The sequence below is a fragment of the Wolbachia endosymbiont strain TRS of Brugia malayi genome (assembly GCF_000008385.1).
Classification (GTDB): Bacteria; Pseudomonadota; Alphaproteobacteria; order Rickettsiales; family Anaplasmataceae; genus Wolbachia.
The window spans coordinates 157,122-182,276 of sequence record NC_006833.1 but is presented as its reverse complement, the minus strand read 5'-3'; the positions used below and the strand labels follow the sequence as shown (position 1 = coordinate 182,276).

The window sequence follows — 25,155 nt, the reverse complement described above, 5'->3', positions numbered from 1 at the left end:
AGAATGCTCGTGGCATGAAAGAAGGTATTCAAAGAGATATGTCAAATAATGAAGTGCAACAAAAGAGTATGGATCAGAGTTATTTCATAAGTATAAAAGGAAAGGAATTCAATTTAGGACCAGGAGAGGCTTTTTATTATCAAGATAAAGCTCTTAACATTAATGTTGCATACAATAACCTTGAGATAAAGTAAAACCTGCAGCAAAGTATAACCTCTCTTTAATATTGTCAATGTGGTCAACTTAAATATCAATAGTAAAAAATATAATGTTCAACCTGGTGAATCTTTTAGTTACGGAAGTCCTGGTTTAAAAATTGATGTAGTAAATGGCTATCAGCGGAGCAAGCACTTCAATAAAATTTGAAGTCAAGATTAAAGCATAAGTAAAGGATTAGAGCAGGTAACAAAACTTGAGAATCCGTGATAACTTCTATTAACACTCCTAAAGTAAACGAATTAGATACAAGCCATATAAAGATAACCTACCTTTACAATTTAAAAAAGTACTTAATTATACAACAGATTTCTTGCATAACTTGAACTAAAGGCTTGACATTAAGTCGCGTGCTCTTGAATCGCTTCAGCTACAAATATTTAAGAAATCCACCAAGTAAGAAAAAGACAAAAGAAGCCCTAGTTAATATCTATTTAAAAACACTAGCGTTTTTTTATGTTTTAAATACTTAGTAATCGCGACTTAGTTGTTTTTTATTGCAACTAACCTTTAGTCATAAATGTTTTAGAAATTTACTAGGCAAAAAAAAGGCAAAAGATATATTATGGTGATAGTATTTACTCTCTAATCCTGCAAATTAGTATATTATACTGTCCTAAACGCTTTATAAGCGAGTTTCAACTTATATAGGTAAAAAATTAGAAATATTGTGAAGACATAAGGTACATATAGTGCAAAAAATTAAACATAAGATGCTAACTATATAACACTTTATTATTTTAATCTGCACAGATTGAAGGTAACTTAATACCTCCAGTATCGGGATAAGGGGGCTAGCGAGGTTTGTCAAGTAGTTTTTTTAACGTGCTGCCGCAAGTTTGTTATGCAAGGAAATTCTATAGATTGGGTATCACAATAATTATAGCTGCATTAATTTTGGTGTATGTGACCTTGAAAGGTCATAGTTCAATACTTAAATCATTAGGGTAGTAGGCAAATGATGGAGCTCAAAATGCATAATGTAAAAGGAACTGAAAATTTAAAATTTGATGCTGAGGTAGGAAAAGTACTGAATATAGTAATTCATTCACTTTATACTAATAAAGATATTTTTCTGCGTGAGTTGGTATCAAATGCATCAGATGCATGCGATAAATTGCGCTATGAATCTCAACTAAACCCTAATTTGCTAGATTCAAGTGGTGAGTTAAAAATCACTATTAGCTCTAACAAAGATGAGAATGAGCTGTATGTAACCGACAATGGAATAGGGATGAGCAGACAGGATTTAATAGGTAATCTCGGTACAATTGCGAGCTCTGGTACGCAAAAGTTCTTGGATGCAATTAAGAATAGCAAAGATTCAAGCCAAGCTGTAGAACTGATCGGAAAATTTGGTGTCGGGTTTTACTCAAGCTTCATGGTTGCCTCAGAGGTGATAGTTGAATCTCGAAAGGCAGGGGAAGAGGAATCTTGGGTCTGGAGATCTACAGGAGATGGAGAATATTCAATCAGTAAGTTGGATAATCAAATCCCTTGTGGAACGAAAATTACCTTGGTTATGCGTCCTGAAGAGAATGAGTTTTTAGACAAATTTCGCATTGAAAACATTGTTACTACCTATTCGGATCACATAAATTTTCCTGTTGAATTTATAGATGAAGAAGGAAAAAGTGAAAAACTAAACAGCAAGGCTGCAATTTGGACTAAGCTAAAAAATGACGTTACTCAAGAGGAGCATAATGATTTTTTCCGTGGTGTTGCACATGTTGGCGGAGAGCCTTGGATGATATTGCATAATAAAAATGAAGGGGCGATAGAATATACAAATTTGCTTTATGTTCCCTCTATTAAACCCTTCGATTTGTTTCACCCAGATAGACGTTGCTCTGTAAAATTATATGTAAATAAGGTGTTTATTACTGAAGATAATGTACAAATCATACCACAATACTTACGTTTCTTGAAAGGTGTTGTCGATTCACCAGATTTGCCCCTTAATATCAGCAGAGAAACACTGCAGAATAATCGTGTTGTTGAGCAAATCAGAAAATCCCTCACTAAGCGTGTGATATCAGAGCTCGGTAAGAAGGCAAAAGAGAATTTAGAGGAATACACGAAATTCTGGACCAATTTTGGTGCGGTATTAAAAGAGGGTCTCTGTGAAGCTATGCCAACTGAGGAAAGAGAAGCGCTGCTCTCAATTTGCAGGTTCCATAGCACTGGTGATAAAAAATTAGTCAGCATTGACGACTATATAAGCAGAATGAAGCCTGAGCAGGGCTATATCTATTATCTAACTGGAAACAGCCTTGATTCAGTAAAAAATAGTCCACAACTTGAAGGATTTATCAGCAAAGGACTGGAGGTTCTTCTGTTTGTTGATCCAGTAGATGATTTCTGGACTAGTGTGATTCATGAATATAAAGGTCAAAAATTTAAGTCTGTGACTCGTGCGGATGTTGATCTGGAAAAATTCTCTCCGGAGGAAAAGGATAAAGAGAATAAATCAGATGAAGAAAGGGCTGAGGGAAATACGGATTCTATATTGCAGTATTTCACCAAAGTTCTTGGTAATGCAGTGAAAAGCGTAAAAATTTCTAAAAAATTGACTGATAGTCCTGTATGTCTAGCAGTTGATGAGGGTGCTATGGATCTTAGAATGGAGCGTTTTTTACGCGAACAAAATCAGCTAAATTACCGCACACCAAAGGTGCTTGAGGTCAACACTAAGCATTCTGTAATAAAAAGCATAATAAAATCTTACGCTGAGAACGGTGAAAACCCGACATTGGAAGATATGGTCCACCTATTGTTTTATCAAGCTTGCATAGTGGAGGGCGAAGAGATGGACGACGCAAGCCTGTTTGCTAAGAAGTTAAATAACTTGCTTGGCAAAGTTATAATTTAGTGCTATTCTAAATTAGGCTAATTTATAGTGAGTGGTAAATATGACTAATCAACAAATTCTCTGGATTCAAGCTGGGAGAAAGTAGGTATAAATCAAGGAACAGCTGAAATTAAAGAACATTACCATTACAAAGATTAACCTGATCAAGGTTCTAGCACAGCAATTACGTTAGAATTTCAACTAACACAATCTTTGCTCAGTAGAGTAAAGGTAAATAAGGATAATAAAAATGCAAATTCTGGCAAGCAAGCACGATTTGACTTGAACAGAATGAATTTTATGATTAATGGAAAAATAGTAGATAAAGAGTATATTATCAGATTATATGGTGAGAACAATTACTTAATTCCAAATGGAAGCGAAGATTACCGCCTGTTTGCTAAGAGAGTTTTTACAGGAATGTTTGAATATGCTAAAGCAGAAGTTCCAAATAACCGTATACTGGAAAAATTAGTTATCAATTGCAATCAAGCGGGATATGAATTTGCAATATATGAATAAATTTAGCTTATACTTGCTCAATATTATTTAATAATGACAATTCCTGAAAAAATGATAAATCTTTGTTATAATAGTGCAGATTCTGTAAGTGTTGAATATAGTGATGTTATAGTTGTAAAAAATTTAGATCCAGAACAATTGGAACAATACAAATCTAGTAGTAAGCTAGAATTCACACTTAAATTTCAAAATGGTAAAGTAGAGTATAAAAACAGTAAAGTAACACTCACTATTCCTGAGCAATTAAAGAATTGCAAAGCCAATGGCAAAAGTTTACTAGGTGATATCAATGAACATTTTAAAGATACTGATAATGAAGTTGTTGAATGCCTTGTGGACAAAATTGCTGATGGCCTTAAGTCATTTATTATAAATCCGGAAGATTTAAATGTCGATGGTTCATCTATTATCAATAAAGATGATGATGCTCCAGTACAAATACTTGATAGCACAGAGTATGGTGGTACAACAGAAGAGCAGTTGCTGATCCAGGGTATTGTTAACAATGTTGTAGGCACATTAGCAGGTATTGTAGAAGTTCCTATAGGGATGGCAACTGATTGGGTGTGGCCCCAAGACCAAAAGTAATGTAGAACTAAGACATGATATTGAGGAGTTTTCTATCATCGCTGAAAGTTTTACCTTTGATGAGTTAGTAGATGTCATAAATAAAGCAAAAAATCATAATAATTACACGGATTTAGATAAAGTTATAAATAGTATAAGAGAAGGTAAGAAAGATGATAGAACTGTCACTGATTTTGATCGTGATAATTTGAGGAATTTTTGCTCTGAATAACTTAATTTAACAGCACGAACAGATCATCATAGATCTATGCATGAAATGCTGGTAAGCAAAATTTTTAACGAGGAAAATGGTAGAAGTTATTATTCAGTGAAAAAACTTGTACTATTAGCAATTGCAGCTGATGATTCACTTGTAGAAAAGTATGCAAATGCAAATAAGGATATATTATTCATGCAAAGATGAAGATTTAGGTAGGCTACTTATTAGTGTTAGTGGACAAGTATATATTGATATTTTATTAAAAGATTTAAGAAATAAGTTAGGTAATGCAAAGGAATATTTTGAAGTGTTCTCTATATTAGAGAGAGCGTTGTCTATTAAAAATATGGAATGTATGATTAAAGTACTGGAATTACTTCAAAATATTAAACTTTGATTATATTTACCCAGGCTATAGCTCGATCCCTTTACATTTTGTGATTCACTGTGGTAAATTTAATGTAACAAAGATTATTATTAACCATGAAGTTGTTTATATTAATAGTATAGACAATTTAGAAAATACACTTTTGCATTATGCTGTAACACGCGATAATTTAGTAAGCTTGCTTATTAAGAATGGTGTTGAGGTTGATATAAAGATAGGGAATATGGTAAAACAGCTTTACGTTGGGCTGCCTACAATGGTAAGTTTGAAATAATGAAACTGCTTGTGAAAGAGGGAGCTGATTGGAATATTAAAGATCAAAATGGTAAGACAGCTTTAGATTTGATAGGAACAAGGCCAAAATCAAGTCGTGAAAGTGACACACTGCCTACTAATGAGTCAGAGATTACAAAATCCTTAAAGCTTTAAATAGTAAAACACCTTTGTATTATGCTATTGAAAATAGAAATTATGACACAGCTAAAAAGCTTCTTGTAAAAGGTGTTGATATTAATACTAAGAATAGCGATAAGACACCTTTAAGCAGGGCTATTACAAATAGTGATTTGAACTTTCTAATACTTCTGTTCAATCATGATATTAGTGCTAATATTGAAATCCAGAACGGTTATAATACTCACTTATCCTCGGCTATCCAAAGAGATAGAGTATACAAGAACGGTCAGACATGGGAAGTAGTTAAAGATTACTTCTTGAAAGGGGAGCTATTGTGAGGAGGAACTTAAAGAAGCTATTGCAACAACTAGTTTTGAAATAGTAAAATTTTTTGTGAGTAAAGATACTGTTATAACTGAAGAAATTATAGAACATGCAAAATACTACGTGAAACATAAAAGTCATATAAGTGAATATCCAGGTGGATTGGAAAGTGAGAAGCAAGTTCTTACTAAAATATTAGGCTTTCTTGAGGGTAAATTTAATAATATGCAACTTGATAGTGACTTAGTAGATAAACCTGCAACCCTAAACCAAGCAGTGGATGAGGCGGATGATGAACAATTGCAAAGCCCAGAGCCCAAAAGTGCTGACGGCTGCTAGCAGAAAAAATATTGTGAACAATGAAGGTGCTTCAAAAGGAGAAGCCTATAGGCAATAACCATGAGGGAAGCAAAATGCATAGTGATGATTAAAATACGAAAAGCATAAAAGAAAGACTGTCTGATGCTATCTAGAATACCAATTTCAAAAAAGTGAAACGTTTAGTGAAACAAGGAGCGATGATATAATACAACTTATTTTAAGTAAAGCTTTAGAAGAAGCTGCATCAGGTAGAGGTTGATAAGAAAGATAAGAAATCTAAAAGGAGCTTATAAGATTAGAGAATTTCTTGAAGAAAAGCTTAAGAACATAGGTGATAATATTGCTGCATCATCAGTGGATGATGAAGATGTTGGTGCTACTACAAGTAGTAAAAAGAAAAAACCAGCTACTGGTAAGCCTACTGAACAGGTGATATTGCAAATAGATGATAAGTTAGAGCTTGGCAGTAAACCCGATCTGCGGGATTCACCACGACTTTCATAAAAGCGTTCTGCGAATGATGCTGGGAGCAATGGCAGTTCTTCAAGTTTCGTCAAATTACCTAAAAGTGATACTGAAAATAGCAATAGTGACTGTGTTGAAATTTCTTCTGAGGATATAGTTAAGGAGGATTCCGCACTCGAAAGTAACAGCAGTATGCAAAATATATAGCCGGGAAATTCAGTGCCATTATCTAGTATTTCTTCAAATATTGACAATGTACATACAACTGAAGGGCCTGTGGTAACTACAGCAAATATGTGGGATAGTAATTGGTCAACTTGAAAGTAAAGATGGTAAATAAAGTTTACTACCGCCTTCATCACTATTTAAATCCTTTTCATTGCTAATTTTATCACAGAGTTTTATAATAGATGATGGTGAGCTTAGTGATGACTCTTCAGATCTTATCACTTAGAGATGTTGGCAGTGAAAATATTAGTTGCAGCTTGTTGTGTCTAATTGCTGCTGTAATTATATACTATTATAATGAGCCTTTAAGTTTGCTTTAAAAAGAAGGTAAAGTCGATCTCTTTGTTAAAGAGGGAGTTGCTGTACAATAGTAAACTAGGGAATAAATATAGTAGTCTACCATTGAATAACTTATTATAATTGTATTGATTATTAATAGATAAAAACTTGGTAGACTACGAAGAAATATTCTTAAACAAAATCAAAGATATAAAAGAAGAAGGGCGCTATCGTGAATTCACGCATTTTGCGTCGTTGCCTGGCAGGCTTCCCTATATTATGGATTGTGAAAGAAATAGGGAAGTCATCGTTTGGTGCAGTAATAACTACTTGGGGATGTCACAAAATGAGAGTGTTGTTGCCGCTATTCAAAATTCGTCAGTTGGTGCAGGGGGAACAAGAAATATATCTGGTACAACGAAAGAAGTTGTCGAACTAGAACAATCACTAGCTTGTTTGCATAACAAGGAGGCTGCTTTAACTTTTGCTTGTGGCTACCTTGCTAATCAAACTACACTTAGCACTTTATCGTCTGTTATTCCTGATGTAGTAATTTTTTCAGATGAGAAAAACCATTCTTCGATGATAGAAGGCATAAAATCAGGAAAAAGACCGAAACATATATTTAAGCATAATAATGTTGACCACTTAGAACAATTGTTAAAGTCTGTAGACAGAAAAACGCCAAAAATAATAGCGTTTGAGTCCATATATTCAATGGATGGCGATATAGCACCGCTAAGAGAAATATGTAACCTGGCAGATCAATATAATGCAATTACCTACTTGGATGAGGTACACGCAATTGGCATGTATGGTCTACGCGGTGGTGGAATTGCGGAAAGAGAAGGTCTAATGGACAGAGTGACCGTTATTCAAGGTACATTATCAAAAGCGTTTGGAGTAATGGGTGGATATATAGCGTCTTCAAAGAGCTTGGTGGATGTAATAAGAAGTTCTGCTCCAGGATTCATTTTCACTACTGCTATGTCGCCTGTTTTAGCAGCAGCGGCAAAGGCAAGCGTTGAACATCTAAAATCAAGCAATGTTGAAAGGGAAAAGCAAAGACAAGTTGTTGAAAAAGTAAAAAACTCGCTGAGCAGTGTGGGAATTAATTTTATTCCAACAGAAACTCATATAATTCCAATAATAATTGGCGATCCAGAGTTATCCAAAAGGGCATCAAAATTATTATTTGATGAGTATGGAGTATATGTTCAACATATAAATTACCCGACGGTTCCAAGAGGAACTGAGCGTTTTCGCATTACTCCTACACCTTATCATACCGATGAAATGATAGAACATTTAACAGAGTCGCTTATAAAAGTTTTTGTGAAATTGTCTGTTTCTGTAGCTTGTTTATGTTAGCTTAACATCTCCAGCAATGATAAATCCATTGTCTTCCGTTAGTCTGCCAGCGCTTTCTTGGAGAAGAAGTCTACCTAGCAAAGCCTTATATTTGTTAACTCCAGAGTAGACTATTCCACTGTATCTTCCTGCAGCAAGGTATGTAAAACCTAAAACTGTTGAGCCGACAGAACGTATATTACTGTTACCTGGAAGTAATTTATTTAACAAATTACCACTTACATCTATTAAACTCCCTTCATGACTTTTCATTCTCATTTTTATATGACGAGATCTAAAGTCTTCAAGAAAAGCCCCTTTCTTTTCTTCTGCCCAAAAAGTTTCTCTAAGAGCAGGAGTATTAACTACAGCTGCCACAACTTTATTTTTGTGAACAAGACAAACTGATACTGCAAAATAAACCATGCGACTAGAAAAATTTTCCCTGCCCTCTATAGGCATGATAAACCAAGTATAATCCTTCTCTTTTGCTTCTTGATCAATATCGTCTTCAAAGATGAAACCATAGTCTTGTTTGTAATCATGCAAGCAATTGTATATAGTTTGCTTAGATCTTGAGTAAGTTTTATTGATAAAGTCTGCTGACTTAACATTGGAAATTTGCAATTCATTGAAATCACGCATAAGCTGCTTAGAAGCACTGCGCACAGAATCAAGCATCACGTTAATCCTTGGTGATGAAATGGACATTCTTCCTTTTACTCTTTCACTCTTTCGTAATAGCTATCATCTGGAGTATATACTACAATTTTGTCCTCTTCTTTTATAAATTGAGGAACATTAATGCGCATTCCATTTTCCAAAACTGCTGGTTTATAAGAGGAAGTAATAGTCTGCCCTTTAATAAAAGACTCTGTTTCTTTTACAGTCAATCTTACATAATCTGGCACATGCGCAAAGATTATTTTATCTTGGTAGGTTACTACCTTAATTCTCATATTATCCTGTAAATAAATCTTTTTTTCTTCCAATAAGTCCAAATTTATAGTGATCTGCTCGTAGTTACTTGGATGCATAAGATTCACAATATTTCCTTCAGTAAAGAGATAAATATATTCTTCCTCATCTAAAATTGCCCTTCTAATTGTTGCATCAGAACGGAACCTTTCGTAGAGTTTTGCTCCGGTTTTGATGTTTTTCATTTCGGCTTGTATGTATGCACCACCTTTACCGGGTTGAGTATGCATGATACTTACAACCAAAAATAATCCACCATTATGTTCCAACACTTGACCTGGCCGGATATCATTAGCTCTTTCTGCCATAATTACATTTTCAGTTTGATCTTACGATTATAAATGGCTTTTATATAAATATCAAAGCCTTTATTAACCAATAAACTCCGGCATATTGAGCGTAATATACCTTTCCTTTATGTTTACATATGGAAATATCTCTTTAGTAAATGGTAGCATAATGTTCTTTTTTGTACTGATAACTGAAATTTCCAATATGTCTCCTGAACCGAAATTATATATAGATTTTATGTAGCCATATAATTCGTCATTTTCCAGCCTTATTTCCATGTTTACAAGATCACTTTGGTAGAATTCATTCTCATCATTTAACTTTAGTAGCTTGTTTCTTTCTACGTATAGTTTCTTATTTCTTAAAAACTCTGCTTCGTTGCGAGAATTTACTCCATTTATTGTAGCGATTACTAAATTTTCACCTATGACAGACACTGAGTCTATGTCATAATTCTTACTACCACTTATTAGCTTACCATATAATGAGATATTTTCAGGTTTTTCAGTGAAAATTTTGACTTTAACAGCTCCTTTAATTCCATGAGGAGAAGTAATGATTCCCATGCATACTAAATTATCTTTCATATTGATATGGGTCGGAAGATTTCTCAGACAAATATTGAGTCAGAATCTCAATGCCTTCATCAATTTCTTTTTCAGTGATAATGAGTGGAGGAAAAATCCTTACAACATTATCTGATGTTGCTCCAACAGTAAGCAAGCCACGATGACTTAGCTCGCCTGCAAACTTTTGATTATCCATTTTCACTTTTATTCCAAGCATCAACCCCTTCCCTCTTACTTCTTCTATTATTGGAAATTTACTTGCCAGGTCTTCTAGTTTATTTTTTAAATGCTTACCCCTGATCTCAACATTTCCTAGAAAGCCAGGGCTGAGTAATTTATCAAGTACAGCATTGCCTACTGAAGTTGCGAGTGGATTACCACCAAAAGTGGAACCGTGCATGCCAACTGTTATATATTGTGCAGCCTTCTCAGTTGCAAGACAAACTCCTAATGGAAAACCGCCTCCTATTCCTTTTGCAAGAGCACATATATCAGGTTTCACTCCTATATGTTCGTATGCAAATAATTTTCCTGTTCTACCAGTACCACATTGTATGCAATCAAAAAATAGCAATATGTCATTCTCATCACACAGCTTTCTTAGTTCTTTCATAAAGGCATCGTTCATTACTTTAATACCGCCTTGTCCTTGTATTGGTTCTATTAGCATTACTCCTATATCATTAGAAATTGCTTTCTTTACGCTTTCGATATTGGGCTCGATGTTATCACACCAGTCAATGTAGGGATTCAGTAATTCAGAAAATTTCCGTTTATCGTTTGTAGCACAAGTTAAGAAGGTTCTTCCATGAAATGCACCATGAAATGTTAAAATTCTATAGCGGTTTTTATTACCTTTTCCATTTTGGTAAACCCTAGCAATCTTTAGCCCGCACTCTACTGCCTCTGATCCAGAATTTGCGAAAAATACAGTATCAGCAAAACTGTTGTTTATTAATTTTTCTGCAAAGTTATTAGCAGTAGGTATATTATAGGTATTTGATATATGCCATAGCCTTTCTCCTTGCAAATTAAGAACGCTAGTTAATTGCAAATTAGTGTGACCTAAGCTACTGACAGCTATCCCAGAATGAAAATCTATGTAGCGCTTACCATCAATATTATATAAGTAAATGCCTTTTCCATAAGAAAAATTTATATTAATAGGAGAATAAACTGGCAAGATAGGAGAAATTGTCATAAAAGTATGATACGCTGAATTCTAAATTAATAACATAAAAGCCGTTATTTCACAATGAGAAGGATATGTATAAGATAAGTAAATTAATACTTTCTGCACTAAAGGCGAATAAATATACAAAAGTTATTGTATTATTCTCATCAATTTTTGTGATTTTATTTAGCGTGATATATTGTAATTATTCGCTAAGGGATAATTTTCTTTCTTCTTACCGTGATTCAAGTGTAAGCTTAAAAAGTGTACTGGAAAATAGCATAATAAAAAAGTACCATTACCTACTGATAGAAAAACATCACATTAAATACAAAAGTTTTGATTATATAAACCAACTGGTAAAACTGCGTGCTGAATTGTTACAATCAGTTGGTGAAGTGAAGGACCTGGGCTTAATACTATATGATCAAAATAGTAGAATAATATTCAGTCACTTTAACACTCAAGATCATGATTATGAGCAGTTACTTACAAACGATGAAATTGATAAATTACTAAATAATCAAGAGATATTTTACACTATAGGACATACACTAATTTCTATTTTTCCCATATTTCATGAAAATGACACTAAGCCATCATTTTTTTTGAAGATTATTCAAAACCACGACAACTTTTACGTTATGGTATATAGCCTGTTTTTAACATTTTTAGGATTATTATTAATAATTTTAATATTAGTAATGCTTTACTTGCATTTTTCTAATACCCAAATGCTAGTCAAGCAACATAAAACTAATATTGAATTACAACAAATGAAAGAAGCATTAGAGCAAGAGAATACGAATAAGCTAAAGTTTTTCGCAAGTGTCACACATGAGCTGCGCACACCTCTTAACGCTATTATTGGATTTGCAGAATTGATCAAAAATGAAACCTTGGGTTCAATGGATAACTATCAATACAAGGAGTATGTGGACGATATATATAACGCAGGAACACACTTGCTTGCTTTAATTAATGATGTATTAGATTTTTCAAAGGCTGAATCAAGTAGTTTAACAGTAGAAAAAGTGAAGTTTAACCTGAACAAGATAATAGATTCGTGCTTAAATATGCTGTCACCTAAATTAAAAGAAACCGGGATTAGTTTAGAGAAGGAGATACCTAATAGACAATTACTAGTTATCGCAGATCCCAAGAGGATGAAACAAGTTATAATAAACTTATTATCAAATTCAATCAAGTTTACTCCTAAGGATGGTTTAATAAGAATGGTGATTAAGGAAAACATAGAAAAAAACTTATTGACTATTGAATTTCATGACAATGGGATAGGGATAATGCAGCAAGACATATATAAAGTTATGTCTGTTTTTGGCCAAGCAGATTCAGGATATAGAAATGAAGGTACTGGTATTGGATTACCACTTAGTAAAAAATTAGTAGAATTAATGGGTGGCACTTTCAACATCAAAAGCGAAGCAAAACTTGGTACTACAATAACGTTAAACTTCTTTTATGAAGAGCAGACATGTGAAGATTTGATTGATTTTTAACTAGAATTCTTGAAAACTCTGACTACAATTTATTATAAGTATTATTAACGGAGGGAGATGTGGAATTGGCAGTAGGAAATAATGCACCGGATTTTAGTTTACCAACAGATTCTGGTGAAAATTTATCATTGAGTGATTTTTTTGATAAAAAAAATATAGTTCTTTATTTTTACCCTAAAGACGATACACCAGGTTGTACGCTGGAAGCAAAAGGCTTTAGAGATAAAATAAATGATTTTTCTTCCCTTGATACAGTGATAATTGGTGCATCAAGAGATAGTATTAAGTGCCACGCTAGCTTCAAGGCAAAATATTCTCTACCATTTTATTTAATTTCTGATGAAAACGCTAAAATGTTGGAAAAATATGGTGTTTGGGTAGAAAAGAGTATGTTTGGCAAAAAGTATATGGGAATAGAACGCACTACTTTTTTAATAGATAAAAAAGATAAGATAGTGAGAATCTGGGAGAACGTAAAAGTTAGTGGACATGTTAATGAGGTTCTGGAAGCAGTAAAGAAAATATAAATTAAAGAATAGGCTAATGGCTGCCCATTGCTACATAAAAAAGTTGAAATTAAGTAATTTTCGTAACCATTTAAATTTTGAACTGGACTCAGATGACAGTTCAGTTGTGATAATTGGCAAAAATGGTATCGGTAAAACTAATATACTTGAAGCAATCTCGTTGCTTGCTAAAAGCAATGGGATGAAAAAAGCAAAAGCCAGTGAGATGCAAAATAGATTCAGTAATAAAGATTGGGCAGTGCACTATGATTTTTTTAATGGAGCAGACCTTAACTCAATCGGTATTGCAAAAAGTTTCAATAAGAAGCTGATACAAATTGGTGGAAAAATGCAATCAAGTTACTCATCTCTATATAGAATATCCAATGTAATATGGCTAATTCCACAAATGGATTATATTCTTCTTAATTCTCCAAGTGATAGGTTGAAATTCTTAGACCGTATAGTTTCACTATTTGAAGAAAATTACGCTTGCTACTATATGAGATATAGAAAAGCTAAACGCGAGCGAGGTAGACTGTTAAGGGAAAACATTTTAAACAAGAGTTGGCTTTCTAGCCTTGAGAATATCATGGCTGTTAATGCAGTTAATATCTTAGATATGCGATTATCTGTTTTAAAAATGTTGCAGGACACAATTAATAGCTATTCTACTCAATTTTTTCCAAAGGTGAGTTTGAAATTTAACAGCCAGCTAACTTTAAGCGATACTGCAAAATATTTTCAGAATCGTTTAAGGGAAAATAGAGAAAAAGACTCGTTGACTGGTAGGATAACCTTTTGTGTAAATAACGATAAATTTCAGGTTTTTTGTCAAAGAAGAGACTTACCAATAAATCTGTGTTCTACTGGAGAACAGAAGTTATTACTGCTTTCTATTATTTTATCTAGTGTAAAAGCAAGGTGTATTCATTACAATAAGGCACCTCTCCTTCTACTTGATGATATAATGTCTCACCTGGATAAGTATTATAGAAAAGTGTTAATAGAAGAGATGTTAAGTATTCGATGTCAAGCCTGGATAACTGATGTAGATCAAAATAATTTTGGTAACTATATTGATTATTTCAAAACTATTGAATTATAGATGAATGCCATTTTTCAAACTGGCCCCAATTACTTACCATAATTGGACAAGAAGTCAAAATCTCTGTTTCTTAAATCCTCATTCAAGCAGGTACAAAAAAAGAGATTCTTTCCTTTTCAACAGATCTTATGTAGAAAATAGACTTTTTGCATAACCTAGAAAAAAGGCAGATATTTATTATTTTAAATATTAACATTTTTTGTGGCGCTGCTGCTTCTAAATTGCTTCAGCTACAAATATTTAAGAAATCCACCAAGTAAGAAAAAGACAAAAGAAGCCCTAGTTAATATCTATTTAAAAACACTAGCGTTTTTTTATGTTTTAAATACTTAGTAATCGCGACTTAGTTGTTTTTTATTGCAACTAACCTTTAGTCATAAATGTTTTAGAAATTTACTAGGCAAAAAAAAGGCAAAAGATATATTATGGTGATAGTATTTACTCTCTAATCCTGCAAATTAGTATATTATACTGTCCTAAACGCTTTATAAGCGAGTTTCAACTTATATAGGTAAAAAATTAGAAATATTGTGAAGACATAAGGTACATATAGTGCAAAAAATTAAACATAAGATGCTAACTATATAACACTTTATTATTTTAATCTGCACAGATTGAAGGTAACTTAATACCTCCAGTATCGGGATAAGGGGGCTAGCGAGGTTTGTCAAGTAGTTTTTAGTTTCTATTAACGGCAGTTCAATGCCCATGCTCTACCAAAAATTAGCTTGTTATGCGAGAAGCCTATTGACTTTCCGCACTTTAATCTATACAACTCTAATACCTTAAACTATCGACATGTCAGATCTAAAGACAATGATGTTAAATTTTGGGCCTCAACATCCAGCTGCGCATGGGGTGTTGCGTCTTGTTTTGGAGATGGATGGTGAAATAATTGAAAGGGCTGATCCTCACATTGGGCTTTTGCACCGTGGTACTGAAAAACTAATAGAACATAAAACTTATCTCCAAGCTCTGCCTTATTTTGATCGCCTTGACTACGTATCACCAATGTCGCAAGAGCATGCGTATTCACTATGCGTGGAGAAATTACTGCAGTGTGAAGTTCCAATTAGAGCAAAGTATTTGCGTGTTTTGTTTTGTGAGCTGACAAGGATACTAAATCATCTACTCAATATCTCCTCCCAAGCACTTGATGTCGGCGCAATGACTCCTCTTTTATGGCTCTTTGAAGAGAGGGAAAAGATATTGGAATTTTATGAAAGAGCTTCAGGTGCAAGGTTTCATGCAGCTTACATCAGACCAGGTGGAGTTGCAGCAGATGTCCCAGAAGGTTTGATTGAGGATATTGCAAAGTTTATAGAACAATTTCCCCAGTATATAGATGACGTCGATGAGCTTTTAACAGAAAATAGAATATGGAAGCAACGCACTGTAGGAATCAGTGAAATATCAATCAAACAGGCACTTGACTGGGGCTTTAGTGGACCAATGCTGCGTGCTGCTGGGCTTGCTTGGGATCTACGAAAAAGTCAACCATATGAAATATATGATCAATTGGATTTTGATATACCTGTTGGTCAAAATGGTGATTGTTATGACCGTTATCTAGTGAGGATGGAAGAGATTAGACAGTCTGTTAGTTTGGTAAAGCAGTGCATAGAGAAAATACCTGAAGGGCCAGTAAAAACTGAAGATAGAAAAATTTCTCCACCACCAAGGACCGAGATGAAAAGATCTATGGAAGCTCTGATCCACCATTTTAAACTTTATTCAGAAGGGTATCATGTACCAGAAGGTGAGGCTTATGCAGCTGTTGAGGCACCAAAAGGCGAGTTTGGAGTATATATAGTTTCAGATGGCACTAATAGACCATATAGATGCCGAATAAGAGCACCTGGCTTTGCACATTTGCAAGCTCTAGATTTTATGGCAAAAGGACATATGCTTGCTGATGTTGCAGCAATTATTGGTTCACTCGATATAGTTTTCGGAGAGATTGACAGGTAGCTACAGTAACTCAACTGATGGTCAACACATCTTCTATTAAAAACTGCACAAACTCATTGCCGTTCCAATAATTCATAGAGATTTTACCTAAAATAGCCTCAATATTGCCCTCCATAATGGCAGAACCAAGATGGGTATTTGCAGAACGAAATGCAATAGCTCTGACCATAACGTCATCATCGACGATGAAACATTTTATATGGTCAACTCCTACAATTTCTGGCTTTCTGATCTTTGCTCCTTGAATGATAAACCTAGGTTCAGGGTTGCCAACACCAAATGGCTCGAGGCGTTGCAATTGGTTCCACAGGGATAAGTTTATTGCCTTAGCAGTTACTATACCGTCAACTTTTAAAGCTTTATCATTTGTAGAGTATGCAAACCTTTCAGTAAGAAAGTCATGTAGATCGCTCATTTTATCTTCATTAATCAAAAATCCTGCTGCCATACTATGACCGCCACCTTCAATAATTAAATTCATGCACTTTGCAGAAAGAACTGCAGCACCGATATCGACTCCAGGAATTGACCTGCAACTTGCTTTCCCTATTCTATTGTTTAAAGATATTACTATTGTCGGCAAGTGAAATTTTTCCTTCAGTCTTGATGCAATTATACCAATTACTCCCTGGTGCCAATTGCCGCTTACCATTATAAAATTTGCACCTGACTGCGTAGACTTTTCCACTTGTATTATAGCCTCTAAAAGGGCCTCATTTTCCATCATCTTTCTTGCATTATTCAAATCTATCAGTTTTAATGCTATAGAATCTGCCTCCTTTTTATCATCTGTAGAGAGTAACCTTGCACCTAACAATGCTTCTCCGATTCTCCCTCCAGCATTTATGCACGGCCCAATATTAAAACTCAGCCGAGAAACATTAGGTCTTTCAAGAATTCCTAAAGCATCAAACAAAACACGCAAGCCAACGTTTTTTCTTGCTGACATAACTTTTAATCCTTGTGAGACGAATGCTCTATTCAAGCCAGTAATCTGCATAACATCGCAAACAGTTCCAAGAGCAACTAAGTCTAGTAAATCAAATAAATCTGGTTCTTTTTTGCCGGCAAAAAAATCTTGCTCACGCAAGCTTTTATTAAGAGCAACAGTTAGCAGAAATGATACTCCAACTGCTGCAAGGCTATTGTAAGGGGAACTCTCATCAAGACGATTTGGGTTCACAACTGCTATAGCACTTGGCAATTTCTCTGTGCCAAGGTGATGGTCAATAACTATAACATCAAGACCAAAACCTTTTGCATCTTCTATTGGCTGATATGCAAGCGTACCACAATCAACGGAAATACATAAGTCAATTCCTTTCTTTTTGAGCTGTAATAAAGCATTTGAGTTTAATCCATATCCCTCATCAACACGATCTGGAATGTAGATTATGGAGTGTATACCAATTGCTCTTAGGTACCTACTAATCAGTGCTGATGACGTTGCACCGTCAACATCATAGTCACCAAATATTGCTATATTTTCATCATTGTTTATTGCCTGTATTATGCGAAAAACAGCTTTATCCATATCAAGAAGATGAAAGGGATCTGGTAATAGCGATCTGATTAGTGGGTATAAAAAATTGCCCGCATTTTCTATATTGACACCACGAATAGCCAGTGTTCTGGCTAGTATTTCTGGTAATTCAAATCTCTGAGTGAGGGTTAAAACTTCCCTTTGATCTGCTTCTTGTAACTTCCATAGTGCATTTGTTATGCCGCGTTTTTCAATACCAAGTAGCATATTTTGCAAATAAACAAAACTATTTTACCAGAATTTTTAAGTTTGTTCTACAATTGCAATTTACCATTTTTTGAAGCATGGCGTAATTCCAGTAAATAACTTGCAAATTAAACATAAAAGTGCTATGATAAAATTTTTTGCAAAGCATTAGAGAGATTATATGAGAAAAAGAAATTATAAGTGTGATCTTAATGAGCAAATAGATCAATCTTATGAATTTCAGTGGGATGCAAGGGTAGTTATAGGAGTTATTGTAGGAGTGGATAATGTAATAGAGCTATTGTAGGGTTAGGGCTCAATTTTATAGTCCTGTCACTTTTAGTAATAGGTGAAATTGCGGGTTCCAGCTTTGCTAGTGTTTGTAGCTATAGGATTGCCCTGTTACTATCGCAATGAGATTACAAAGAAAAAGGGAAGGAAATTATTATAGAAAAACTTGTAATAGCAGCACTGATGCTGTTCTTTATCTCTATGTCAGCCTCAAGTGTAGCAACTGGAGTTTACCTTGCTGCAACCGTAAATGCTGCTCTTCTTGGTGTATTTGCAACTTGGTGAGAAATAGCAGCGGGTACAGGAATAGTAGCTATTGTGCTGCCGTCAGGTGATTATTACGGGAACGATTGTTACAGCAATGTTTGCAGAAGGTATATTGGAGCTGTTATTCCAGATAAGTATGTGATTGGATCACAAGTTACTTTGGCTGAATGGAAACAGTGACCTAACTATTAGAAATTTTTATCCTTGGTGGGCTAAGGTAATTGCTTGCCGTCTGTAAAAATATTCGCATAATTTAAGCAACATTAACTGATAAAGATTAACTATGGAGCTTAATAAGATTGCAGCATCGATTTTACTTTCTGGGCTAATCATTATGATAGTCAGTAACGTAGTTGATATGCTTTACAATCCAGAGAAGTATAAAATTGAGCACCAAACAATGGTAGCTACTGGTAGTAATGAACCTCAGAAAAAAATTGAACAAGTGGCGCTTGATATTGGAGCGCTCATGCAGAGTGCTAGCCTTGAGAAAGGCAAGTCAATAGCGAAAAAATGTATAGCTTGCCACAGTTTTGACAAAGGTGGAGCCAATAAAGTAGGACCAAACTTATGGAACATAGTTGGAAATAAAAAAGCACATCTCGGTGACTCATTCAATTACTCAAAAGCAATGCTTGAAAAGGGCGGAAAGTGGGGATATGAGGAGTTATTTGCCTTCTTAAAGAGTCCAAAAGACTATATAAAAGGTACGCGTATGGCATTTGCAGGTATTTCCAATCCGCAGGAAATTGCAGATCTAGTCAGTTACTTGCGTCAATTAAGCGATAATCAGGTTGCTTTACCAAAATAACATGAATTACAGCAGTTTGCTTGATGAAAACGGTAAATACATAGCATATTACAAGCTACGAAGGGAAAATTTTTCCATAGTCTTTTTCGGTGGATTTGTATCCAGTATGAAAGGAATTAAAGCAACTGCTGTTTACAAATTTTGTCAAAGAAAATGATATAGCACTTGTGTTATTTGATTACTTTGGTCATAGTTATTCAAGTGGTGATTTTACTGATTACACGATGAATGATTGGCAAAAGAATTGTGCTAGAGTAATCCGTAAACTAACTAGCGGCAAGCAAATAATTATAGGTTCAAGCATGGGAGGGTGGCTGATATTGCTCACTGCTCTTCAACTTTCAGAAGGAATTGCAGCACTAATTGGCATATCGTCTGCTCCTGACTTTACTGAGGATTTAATATTCTATCAACTATCCGATAAGCAAAAAGAAGAACTAGATTCTAAAGGTGTAATAGATTTTACTTTAGAGCATTGTATATACAAAATAACTAAAAGCTTGATAGAAGATGGCAGGAAAAACCTTCTTTTAAATAAAGAGACAATAGATATAAACTGTCCTGTGCGTTTATTGCACAGCATTGATGATAAAGATATTCCTTGCCAAACTTCGTTAAATTTAGCAAAAAAGGTCAAGTCAACCAATGTTGAGGTATATCTGGTAAAATCAGTAGAACATAACACGTCTGACAACCGTTCGTTGGAATTTTTATTTCAGACGATTAGAGAATTTTTGCCGACTGTGTAATTGCACACTGATTTAGTATTCATACCTTCGTAAAGCAAAAAAAATTTATTGAGGCGAGCGACCAGAATCGAACTGGCGACATTCAGTACCACAAACTGACGCTCTACCAACTGAGCTACGCCCGCCAAAAAGTATGGAACTTCTAATACATAAGTGCAAGAAATATAAAATATCTAACATATCAGCAAAAAAAGTCAATTGACTATTTAAGCAGATTCTTTTACTTCAGACTGTGTTGTAGTTCTCATTATATGTAAAGTGTGGGGTTTTTAATAAATTCAGCGTTCGCGTTTATTGGTGGTGTGATACTTAACTTTATGCCTTATGTTTTTCCTGTTCTTTCTCTAAAAATAGCAGCAATAATTAATGGTCCTAGCGACTCATTTAAGCTGAAATTAAATGAAATAGCCTACATCCTGGAGCATTGACTAGCATGTTGATATTATACTTAACGCTATTGACATTGCATGATATAGGTTATGCAGCGGGCTGGGATTTTAATATGCAATCTCCTGTTTGTATACTGGTATTGCTAATATAACATTTGCAATAAACTTATGTTTCTGTGGCTTGTTTGATATTTCTCTTATATTTTCTCGTTCAGATAAAGCTGACAACAGTTTTTTTGCCTGCCATGGGTTTTGCTCTTACTGAGTCATCAATACTTATTTCTGTTAGCATTTTCTTATTCTTGGTTTTAGCGTTTCACTTCTATACTCAATTATATCATTTTTTCCTAACACACTTAAACTTTTCCTAAACCCTAGTGAATGGATAGCAGCATCGAAGCATTTTCCACTTTTCTCTGTATCCTTTTTGGGCGCCAGTAAAAAAGTTAACAGTACCTGCACTAACTGGGCTTTTAGGCTTTGTATTTAGCATATGGGTTTTTAACAACGGTATAAAGTCACCTATCAGGCCCGTTATTTCTACTTAAGCTATTACAGTCAATTATATTGACACTAAGCACAATCTAGAGTAGTGGTAAATAGCAATGTTTAAAAGTATTTTCACATTTAGTTTTTTTACGGCTGTTTCAAGAATCTCAGGATTAATAAGAGACATATTAATTGCTATGGTTGTAGGCGCAACCTCTCTTGCAGATGTATTTTTTTCTTCGTTTCGCTTCGCCAGCCTATTTCGAGCGTTTTTTGCAGAGAGAGCATTCGCTACCTCTTTTGTACCATTGTATTCGGCAGAATCACGTGATAGCAAAAGAGCATTTAATTTTGCAAGTAGTGTAATATCCATTACGTTTATTATCGTATTAAATTTTTGCCTCATAATGCAAACTTTCTTTTCTTATATGGTTCAAATATTTACTCCTGGATTCGACCAAAGCAAGCTTGCTCTTGCTGTAACTTTGTCAAGAATTATGATGCCTTACATAATTTTTGCTTCAATTGCTTCCCTCATTGGAGGGATGTTACAAGTTAAGCAACATTTTGCTTCAACAGCTATTGCGCCGATTATTTTAAACCTCTGTTTAATCGCTAGCTTGCTTGTACCTTACATAAAAACACCGGCTCATAATCTTTCTATAGCTGTTCTAATCGGAGGAATGTTGCAGTTATTATTGATGCTGTTTGGTGCATACAAATTAAAGGCCTTCTTTTTTTTTAGCATGAAATTGAGTAATGAAGTAAAGTTGTTTTTTAAGCGTGTGATACCAGCAATTATCAACAGTTGCGTAATTCAGATAAGCCTATGGATTGATACAATTATGGCAAGTTTTATACCAAATGCAGTGTCCTATATATATTATGCTGATAGACTAAATCAATTACCGCAAGGAGTAGTTGGTACTGCGATTGGTACAGTGCTTCTTCCTTTAATCTCAAAACAGGCAAATGATACTGAAAATACAGTCAAAATACAGAACAGGGCTCTTAACATAGGATTAATGTTAATTATGCCAACAACTGCTGCCTTTATTATTATTCCAAACACAATTTTACTGACACTTTTTTCTTACGGTAAGTTTGATCACTATGCAGTACAACAGACCGCTCCAACGTTGATAGCACTTTCTCTTTCTTTACCTGCATTCATTATAAATAAAGTATTGCTACCCACGTTTTTTGCTAAAAGTAATCTAAAAATACCAACTATATTTTCACTAGCGTGCCTTGGGATTAATGTGGTACTAAATCTCCTATTAATGAATAAGTATCAGCATACGGGAATTGCTATCGCTACCTCCATTTCCACTTGGATAAATTCTATTCTATTGATTAATTACTTAACAATAAACAAAATGTACAAAGCTAACCAAGTATTATTATTAAATATTGCAAAAATTCTTGTAGCAACAGCAGTTATGTCAGTAGCTCTTTATGTTTCTAGTTCCTTATCAGCAGGATTATTCTTCGATAGAATATTTGCTCGTGTTATTTATCTGGCAGCTTTAGTAGTCTTAAGTGCTGTTATTTATTTTGGTACTCTTTACTTAATGTTTATGGGTGATTTTAAGTGTACAAAATTATGAAACTCTCTATATATGTTACACTATCAATTTCTTTGGTGCTAATCCTCTTGCAAGTTACTGTAACTTTTAAGGACTGGGATAGTTACAAGGAGTACATTGTGCAAGGATTGGAAAAGACGTATAACGCTAAAGTACACATTGGAGGGAAAGTTGAAGTTTCATTAATCACTCCAAAGCTCACTGTTCATAACGTATACATGCAATGCAACAACAATAAAGAGCAAAAATTATCAACCTTGATTGGCGTAAATAAAATTGAAGTAAGGCCATCTATTTTATCGTTGTTCTTATTTTCGCTACAACCAAAGTCAATTACGTTGCTTGGTATGAAAAGCAACAGAGAAAATTTTATTAACATTATAAATGCAAAAACCAGTAGTAACGCAGTTGATATAGTAATAAAAGGCAGCCAAGTGAGTTTAAACAATAATTTCACTGACTATGACAATATCGTTAACATAGAGAAAGTTGCTATAGGAAAAAGTAAGCAATTCTCTGGTGAAATAAGGGTAGATAGTAATGATTATGATTTTTCAGGAAAAGTTAATATTACAAAAAAAAATGTACATATCAGTGTAGAATCAAATTTTATAAATCTGCTATTTACAGGTAAAAAGAATCAAGCAGGGCTACAGGGTAAGTTAACGCTAACAATTAATAATAGTTCTGATTTTATAAACGACTTGGCAAAAATTACTAATCTTAGCTTTCTTGCTTATGTCATCCCTGGTGAAAACATCGAGATATCATCTAATATTGACTTCAATGGAAATGATTTCACAGCAACTGACTTGAAAATAAAATCCAAAAGCATGCAGGCTAGTGGTATAATACAAAACGATAGAAAAAGTAATCACACTAATATCAATATCAGCTTCAGCAAGGTTAATTTAGATTCTATACGAAATAGCTCACGAAGAATAATAGATATAAAGGATCTTCTGGAATGTTTTAGAAAAGTTGTGCCAAGGAACTTGAGCTTAGATTTTAATATAGAAGCCTCAAATATTCAATACCAAAATAAAATATTAGATAAATCTCACGCTATATTAAAATTTGCTGATGGTGAAATAAAAGTTGATATGTTACTTAAATTTCCTGGAACCAATAATGTATCTCACTTATCAGGAAAAGTTTCAAATAGCGGTACTCTATCTGAATTTAATGGTAATTTACTGGTAAAAGGGGACAATTTTAAGTCGTTCATTTCATGCTTCTTTCCTTCTATAAAAATAAAGGGAAACCAGAAAAATCAATTTACACTAAGTTCTGAATTACATTTTGCACCCAGGATATTATCTATTTCCAATATCAGATTTCTAAATGATAAAGAGTTTTTACAAGGGTCAATCAAGGTAAGTCACACAAAAAAACACAATGTGGTTGGTGGTAGATTTAGTGTACATAATCTTGATGCAGATAAGTACGATTATTCATTATTTAGTAGTTTGTCCAAAATGGGATGGCTAAAAAATCTGAGGTATGATGTAAGTATAAAGATTAATGCTAATGATTTTAAATTGAATGATACGAAAATTAAAGATCTGGATTTCTTACTGAAAATGGAGAAGGGTAAGCTAGTTGTAGATAAAATTAATCTATCTGGAGAAGATTGCGATATTAACGGTAGCACAAAGATATTAGTAGATCAGAGATATACTAAACCTTTGCTAGAGGTAAACCTTACAGGAAATAAATTTAATGGAGATATCTTTAAATTACCGAGTTTTATAGAGGTGAAAAGGGATTCAAGAAATAAGATAAATCAAATTCAATGGTCAACAAAGCAGTTTGATTTTTTGGACAATAAAGAAAGCTTTGATGCAAATGTGCAAATCAATGCTATAGAATTTAGGGTTGGGCAGAATGTTTTGAAGGACTTTAACTTGGATGCAGTGGTGAGAAATAACACTGTCACTATGAGACAAGTAAGTTATGCACTAGAACATGGACAAGTATTTTTTCAGGGTTATCTAAGATCAGACTCAATGTATACAAAATTTCTTATTACAAATTTGGATGCTAAAGGAATTGGTAAAGCTATAGGAATTGACAATGTAGATGGTCGGATAAGCTTAAACGGTGAAATCAAAGCTCAAGGAAAAAGTTTTCATGGTTGGGCTAATAATTTGTCAGGAGAAATCAACTTGCAAGCACAAGAAATAGAATTTACTAATGTGGATTTTAATTCATTTATCACTAATTTATTAAATGGTAAGAATAAATCTGAAATTTCCACACTTGCTCATGATGATATATACAATGGCAGTACGCTTTTTGAAAATGTTATAGGAAAAGCAAATATTAAAAATGGCGTATGTTCAACCAGTTTACAATTTAGAATTGATCAAGCATCGGGGTCTATCTCTTCTAATTTAACTTTACCCAACTTTGCTTTAATTTCTTTAGTCAGATTCTTTTTCATTCTACCAGGTCATAGTAGTCCGATCTATATTGACATGCATTTAGATGGCCCTATTTGGCACCCTAAGATGAATTTTGATGTAGATCAAATATTTAGCACTCTGAAAAGAATTAGAAGTATTAAATTCATTTTTGCTAAGTGAAAAAAGGCA

At 34.0% G+C, this 25,155-nt stretch carries 25 protein-coding genes, 1 tRNA gene and 1 pseudogene; 20 read left to right on the top strand and 7 right to left on the bottom strand.

The window, feature by feature from the left end; translation table 11 throughout:
- Positions 1-14: 14 nt before the first annotated feature.
- The 10 genes and pseudogenes from WBM_RS05000 (at position 15) to WBM_RS00815 (ending at position 6,309) form a co-directional block, all read left to right on the top strand.
- Complete coding sequence (locus WBM_RS05000) at positions 15-194, top strand: hypothetical protein (protein ID WP_011256340.1); 180 nt, start codon at positions 15-17, stop codon at positions 192-194.
- Between the two features lie 995 nt (positions 195-1,189).
- A complete protein-coding gene (htpG, locus tag WBM_RS00845; protein ID WP_041571536.1) occupies positions 1,190-3,088 on the top strand; it encodes a molecular chaperone HtpG in 1,899 nt (632 codons plus the stop codon).
- Positions 3,089-3,280: 192 nt separating this feature from the next.
- Entirely contained in the window at positions 3,281-3,589 is a 309-nt protein-coding gene (locus WBM_RS04995; protein WP_011256338.1) for a hypothetical protein, read from the top strand.
- Positions 3,590-3,640: 51 nt separating this feature from the next.
- Positions 3,641-4,177 (top strand): hypothetical protein, encoded by a 537-nt coding sequence (locus tag WBM_RS04990; protein ID WP_136132031.1) that lies wholly within the window; start codon positions 3,641-3,643, stop codon positions 4,175-4,177.
- A gap of 368 nt (positions 4,178-4,545) precedes the next feature.
- Positions 4,546-4,773: a hypothetical protein gene (locus WBM_RS00835; RefSeq protein ID WP_041571380.1), complete on the top strand. Its 228-nt coding sequence runs from the start codon at positions 4,546-4,548 to the stop codon at positions 4,771-4,773.
- The gene (locus tag WBM_RS06920) at positions 4,760-5,038 is read left to right on the top strand and encodes an ankyrin repeat domain-containing protein (RefSeq protein ID WP_083750410.1); all 279 of its coding nucleotides are present in this window, start codon (positions 4,760-4,762) and stop codon (positions 5,036-5,038) included. Before WBM_RS00835 ends, WBM_RS06920 begins: the two co-directional genes overlap by 14 nt.
- Positions 4,999-5,193, top strand: a pseudogene (locus WBM_RS05275) (ankyrin repeat domain-containing protein); the annotation flags it as partial. The gene WBM_RS06920 and the pseudogene WBM_RS05275, both read left to right, overlap by 40 nt.
- Positions 5,194-5,207: 14 nt before the next feature.
- Positions 5,208-5,498 carry an ankyrin repeat domain-containing protein gene (locus tag WBM_RS00825; RefSeq protein WP_041571376.1) on the top strand — a complete coding sequence of 97 codons (291 nt, stop codon included), beginning with the start codon at positions 5,208-5,210 and terminating at the stop codon, positions 5,496-5,498.
- A gap of 55 nt (positions 5,499-5,553) precedes the next feature.
- Positions 5,554-5,823, top strand: coding sequence for a hypothetical protein (locus WBM_RS00820; RefSeq protein ID WP_011256336.1), 270 nt, complete (start codon positions 5,554-5,556; stop codon positions 5,821-5,823).
- A 237-nt stretch (positions 5,824-6,060) separates the two neighbouring features.
- Positions 6,061-6,309 (top strand): hypothetical protein, encoded by a 249-nt coding sequence (locus WBM_RS00815; RefSeq protein WP_011256335.1) that lies wholly within the window; start codon positions 6,061-6,063, stop codon positions 6,307-6,309.
- Positions 6,310-6,582: 273 nt separating this feature from the next.
- Here WBM_RS00815 and WBM_RS05680 read toward each other — a convergent pair whose 3' ends face one another.
- Positions 6,583-6,720, bottom strand: a complete 138-nt coding sequence (locus WBM_RS05680) for a hypothetical protein (protein ID WP_158676319.1) — start codon at positions 6,718-6,720, stop codon at positions 6,583-6,585.
- A 225-nt stretch (positions 6,721-6,945) separates the two neighbouring features.
- Between WBM_RS05680 and hemA the strand changes: the two genes are divergently transcribed.
- Positions 6,946-8,148 carry a 5-aminolevulinate synthase gene (hemA, locus tag WBM_RS00810; protein ID WP_011256334.1) on the top strand — a complete coding sequence of 401 codons (1,203 nt, stop codon included), beginning with the start codon at positions 6,946-6,948 and terminating at the stop codon, positions 8,146-8,148.
- Here hemA and WBM_RS00805 read toward each other — a convergent pair.
- The 4 genes from WBM_RS00805 to WBM_RS00790 form a co-directional block, all read right to left on the bottom strand.
- Positions 8,140-8,838, bottom strand: coding sequence for an inositol monophosphatase family protein (locus WBM_RS00805; RefSeq protein ID WP_011256333.1), 699 nt, complete (start codon positions 8,836-8,838; stop codon positions 8,140-8,142). The genes hemA and WBM_RS00805 overlap by 9 nt on opposite strands.
- Positions 8,839-8,846: 8 nt before the next feature.
- Positions 8,847-9,413 (bottom strand): elongation factor P, encoded by a 567-nt coding sequence (gene efp / locus WBM_RS00800; protein ID WP_011256332.1) that lies wholly within the window; start codon positions 9,411-9,413, stop codon positions 8,847-8,849.
- 63 nt (positions 9,414-9,476) lie between these two features.
- Positions 9,477-9,983 carry a ribosome maturation factor RimM gene (gene rimM, locus WBM_RS00795; protein WP_011256331.1) on the bottom strand — a complete coding sequence of 169 codons (507 nt, stop codon included), beginning with the start codon at positions 9,981-9,983 and terminating at the stop codon, positions 9,477-9,479.
- On the bottom strand, positions 9,973-11,166 hold the full coding sequence (locus tag WBM_RS00790) for an aspartate aminotransferase family protein (protein ID WP_011256330.1): 1,194 nt from the start codon (positions 11,164-11,166) through the stop codon (positions 9,973-9,975). The genes rimM and WBM_RS00790 overlap by 11 nt, the downstream gene beginning before the upstream one ends.
- A gap of 65 nt (positions 11,167-11,231) precedes the next feature.
- On the opposite strand from WBM_RS00790, the gene WBM_RS00785 reads away from it, so the two are divergent.
- From WBM_RS00785 to WBM_RS00770, 4 genes are all read left to right on the top strand, one after another.
- Positions 11,232-12,659 carry a sensor histidine kinase gene (locus WBM_RS00785; protein ID WP_011256329.1) on the top strand — a complete coding sequence of 476 codons (1,428 nt, stop codon included), beginning with the start codon at positions 11,232-11,234 and terminating at the stop codon, positions 12,657-12,659.
- Positions 12,660-12,718: 59 nt separating this feature from the next.
- Complete coding sequence (bcp, locus tag WBM_RS00780) at positions 12,719-13,186, top strand: thioredoxin-dependent thiol peroxidase (protein ID WP_011256328.1); 468 nt, start codon at positions 12,719-12,721, stop codon at positions 13,184-13,186.
- A gap of 16 nt (positions 13,187-13,202) precedes the next feature.
- Positions 13,203-14,273: a DNA replication/repair protein RecF gene (gene recF, locus WBM_RS00775; protein ID WP_011256327.1), complete on the top strand. Its 1,071-nt coding sequence runs from the start codon at positions 13,203-13,205 to the stop codon at positions 14,271-14,273.
- Between the two features lie 798 nt (positions 14,274-15,071).
- Entirely contained in the window at positions 15,072-16,244 is a 1,173-nt protein-coding gene (locus WBM_RS00770; RefSeq protein ID WP_011256326.1) for an NADH-quinone oxidoreductase subunit D, read from the top strand.
- Between the two features lie 10 nt (positions 16,245-16,254).
- Here WBM_RS00770 and recJ read toward each other — a convergent pair whose 3' ends face one another.
- Entirely contained in the window at positions 16,255-17,994 is a 1,740-nt protein-coding gene (recJ, locus tag WBM_RS00765) for a single-stranded-DNA-specific exonuclease RecJ (protein ID WP_011256325.1), read from the bottom strand.
- Positions 17,995-18,154: 160 nt separating this feature from the next.
- Between recJ and WBM_RS06710 the strand changes: the two genes are divergently transcribed.
- The 3 genes from WBM_RS06710 to WBM_RS00755 all read left to right on the top strand — a co-directional run bounded on the left by WBM_RS06710 (position 18,155) and on the right by WBM_RS00755 (position 20,091).
- Complete coding sequence (locus tag WBM_RS06710) at positions 18,155-18,280, top strand: hypothetical protein (protein ID WP_255324094.1); 126 nt, start codon at positions 18,155-18,157, stop codon at positions 18,278-18,280.
- Positions 18,281-18,814: 534 nt separating this feature from the next.
- Positions 18,815-19,342, top strand: a complete 528-nt coding sequence (locus WBM_RS00760) for a c-type cytochrome (protein ID WP_011256324.1) — start codon at positions 18,815-18,817, stop codon at positions 19,340-19,342.
- Between the two features lie 167 nt (positions 19,343-19,509).
- Positions 19,510-20,091 (top strand): alpha/beta hydrolase, encoded by a 582-nt coding sequence (locus tag WBM_RS00755; protein WP_225416053.1) that lies wholly within the window; start codon positions 19,510-19,512, stop codon positions 20,089-20,091.
- Between the two features lie 52 nt (positions 20,092-20,143).
- Here WBM_RS00755 and WBM_RS00750 read toward each other — a convergent pair.
- Positions 20,144-20,216 (bottom strand) — tRNA-His (locus tag WBM_RS00750).
- Positions 20,217-21,085: 869 nt separating this feature from the next.
- Here WBM_RS00750 and murJ point away from each other — a divergent pair.
- Both murJ and WBM_RS00740 read left to right on the top strand, forming a co-directional pair.
- Positions 21,086-22,579, top strand: a complete 1,494-nt coding sequence (gene murJ / locus WBM_RS00745; protein ID WP_011256323.1) for a murein biosynthesis integral membrane protein MurJ — start codon at positions 21,086-21,088, stop codon at positions 22,577-22,579.
- Complete coding sequence (locus WBM_RS00740) at positions 22,576-25,146, top strand: AsmA-like C-terminal region-containing protein (RefSeq protein WP_011256322.1); 2,571 nt, start codon at positions 22,576-22,578, stop codon at positions 25,144-25,146. Before murJ ends, WBM_RS00740 begins: the two co-directional genes overlap by 4 nt.
- Positions 25,147-25,155: the final 9 nt, after the last annotated feature.

Excerpts from the sequence above, each read along its gene's own strand:
- WBM_RS05000 (WP_011256340.1), top strand. The coding sequence starts at position 15 with ATGAAAGAAGGTATTCAAAGAGATATGTCAAATAATGAAGTGCAACAA.
- htpG (WP_041571536.1), top strand. The coding sequence starts at position 1,190 with ATGCATAATGTAAAAGGAACTGAAAATTTAAAATTTGATGCTGAGGTA.
- WBM_RS04990 (WP_136132031.1), top strand. The coding sequence starts at position 3,641 with ATGATAAATCTTTGTTATAATAGTGCAGATTCTGTAAGTGTTGAATAT.
- WBM_RS00835 (WP_041571380.1), top strand. The coding sequence starts at position 4,546 with ATGCAAATAAGGATATATTATTCATGCAAAGATGAAGATTTAGGTAGG.
- WBM_RS00805 (WP_011256333.1), bottom strand. The coding sequence starts at position 8,838 with ATGTCCATTTCATCACCAAGGATTAACGTGATGCTTGATTCTGTGCGC.
- efp (WP_011256332.1), bottom strand. The coding sequence starts at position 9,413 with ATGGCAGAAAGAGCTAATGATATCCGGCCAGGTCAAGTGTTGGAACAT.
- rimM (WP_011256331.1), bottom strand. The coding sequence starts at position 9,983 with ATGAAAGATAATTTAGTATGCATGGGAATCATTACTTCTCCTCATGGA.
- WBM_RS00790 (WP_011256330.1), bottom strand. The coding sequence starts at position 11,166 with ATGACAATTTCTCCTATCTTGCCAGTTTATTCTCCTATTAATATAAAT.
- WBM_RS00785 (WP_011256329.1), top strand. The coding sequence starts at position 11,232 with ATGTATAAGATAAGTAAATTAATACTTTCTGCACTAAAGGCGAATAAA.
- recF (WP_011256327.1), top strand. The coding sequence starts at position 13,203 with ATGGCTGCCCATTGCTACATAAAAAAGTTGAAATTAAGTAATTTTCGT.
- WBM_RS00770 (WP_011256326.1), top strand. The coding sequence starts at position 15,072 with ATGTCAGATCTAAAGACAATGATGTTAAATTTTGGGCCTCAACATCCA.
- recJ (WP_011256325.1), bottom strand. The coding sequence starts at position 17,994 with ATGCTACTTGGTATTGAAAAACGCGGCATAACAAATGCACTATGGAAG.
- WBM_RS06710 (WP_255324094.1), top strand. The coding sequence starts at position 18,155 with ATGAGAAAAAGAAATTATAAGTGTGATCTTAATGAGCAAATAGATCAA.
- WBM_RS00760 (WP_011256324.1), top strand. The coding sequence starts at position 18,815 with ATGGAGCTTAATAAGATTGCAGCATCGATTTTACTTTCTGGGCTAATC.
- murJ (WP_011256323.1), top strand. The coding sequence starts at position 21,086 with ATGTTTAAAAGTATTTTCACATTTAGTTTTTTTACGGCTGTTTCAAGA.
- WBM_RS00740 (WP_011256322.1), top strand. The coding sequence starts at position 22,576 with ATGAAACTCTCTATATATGTTACACTATCAATTTCTTTGGTGCTAATC.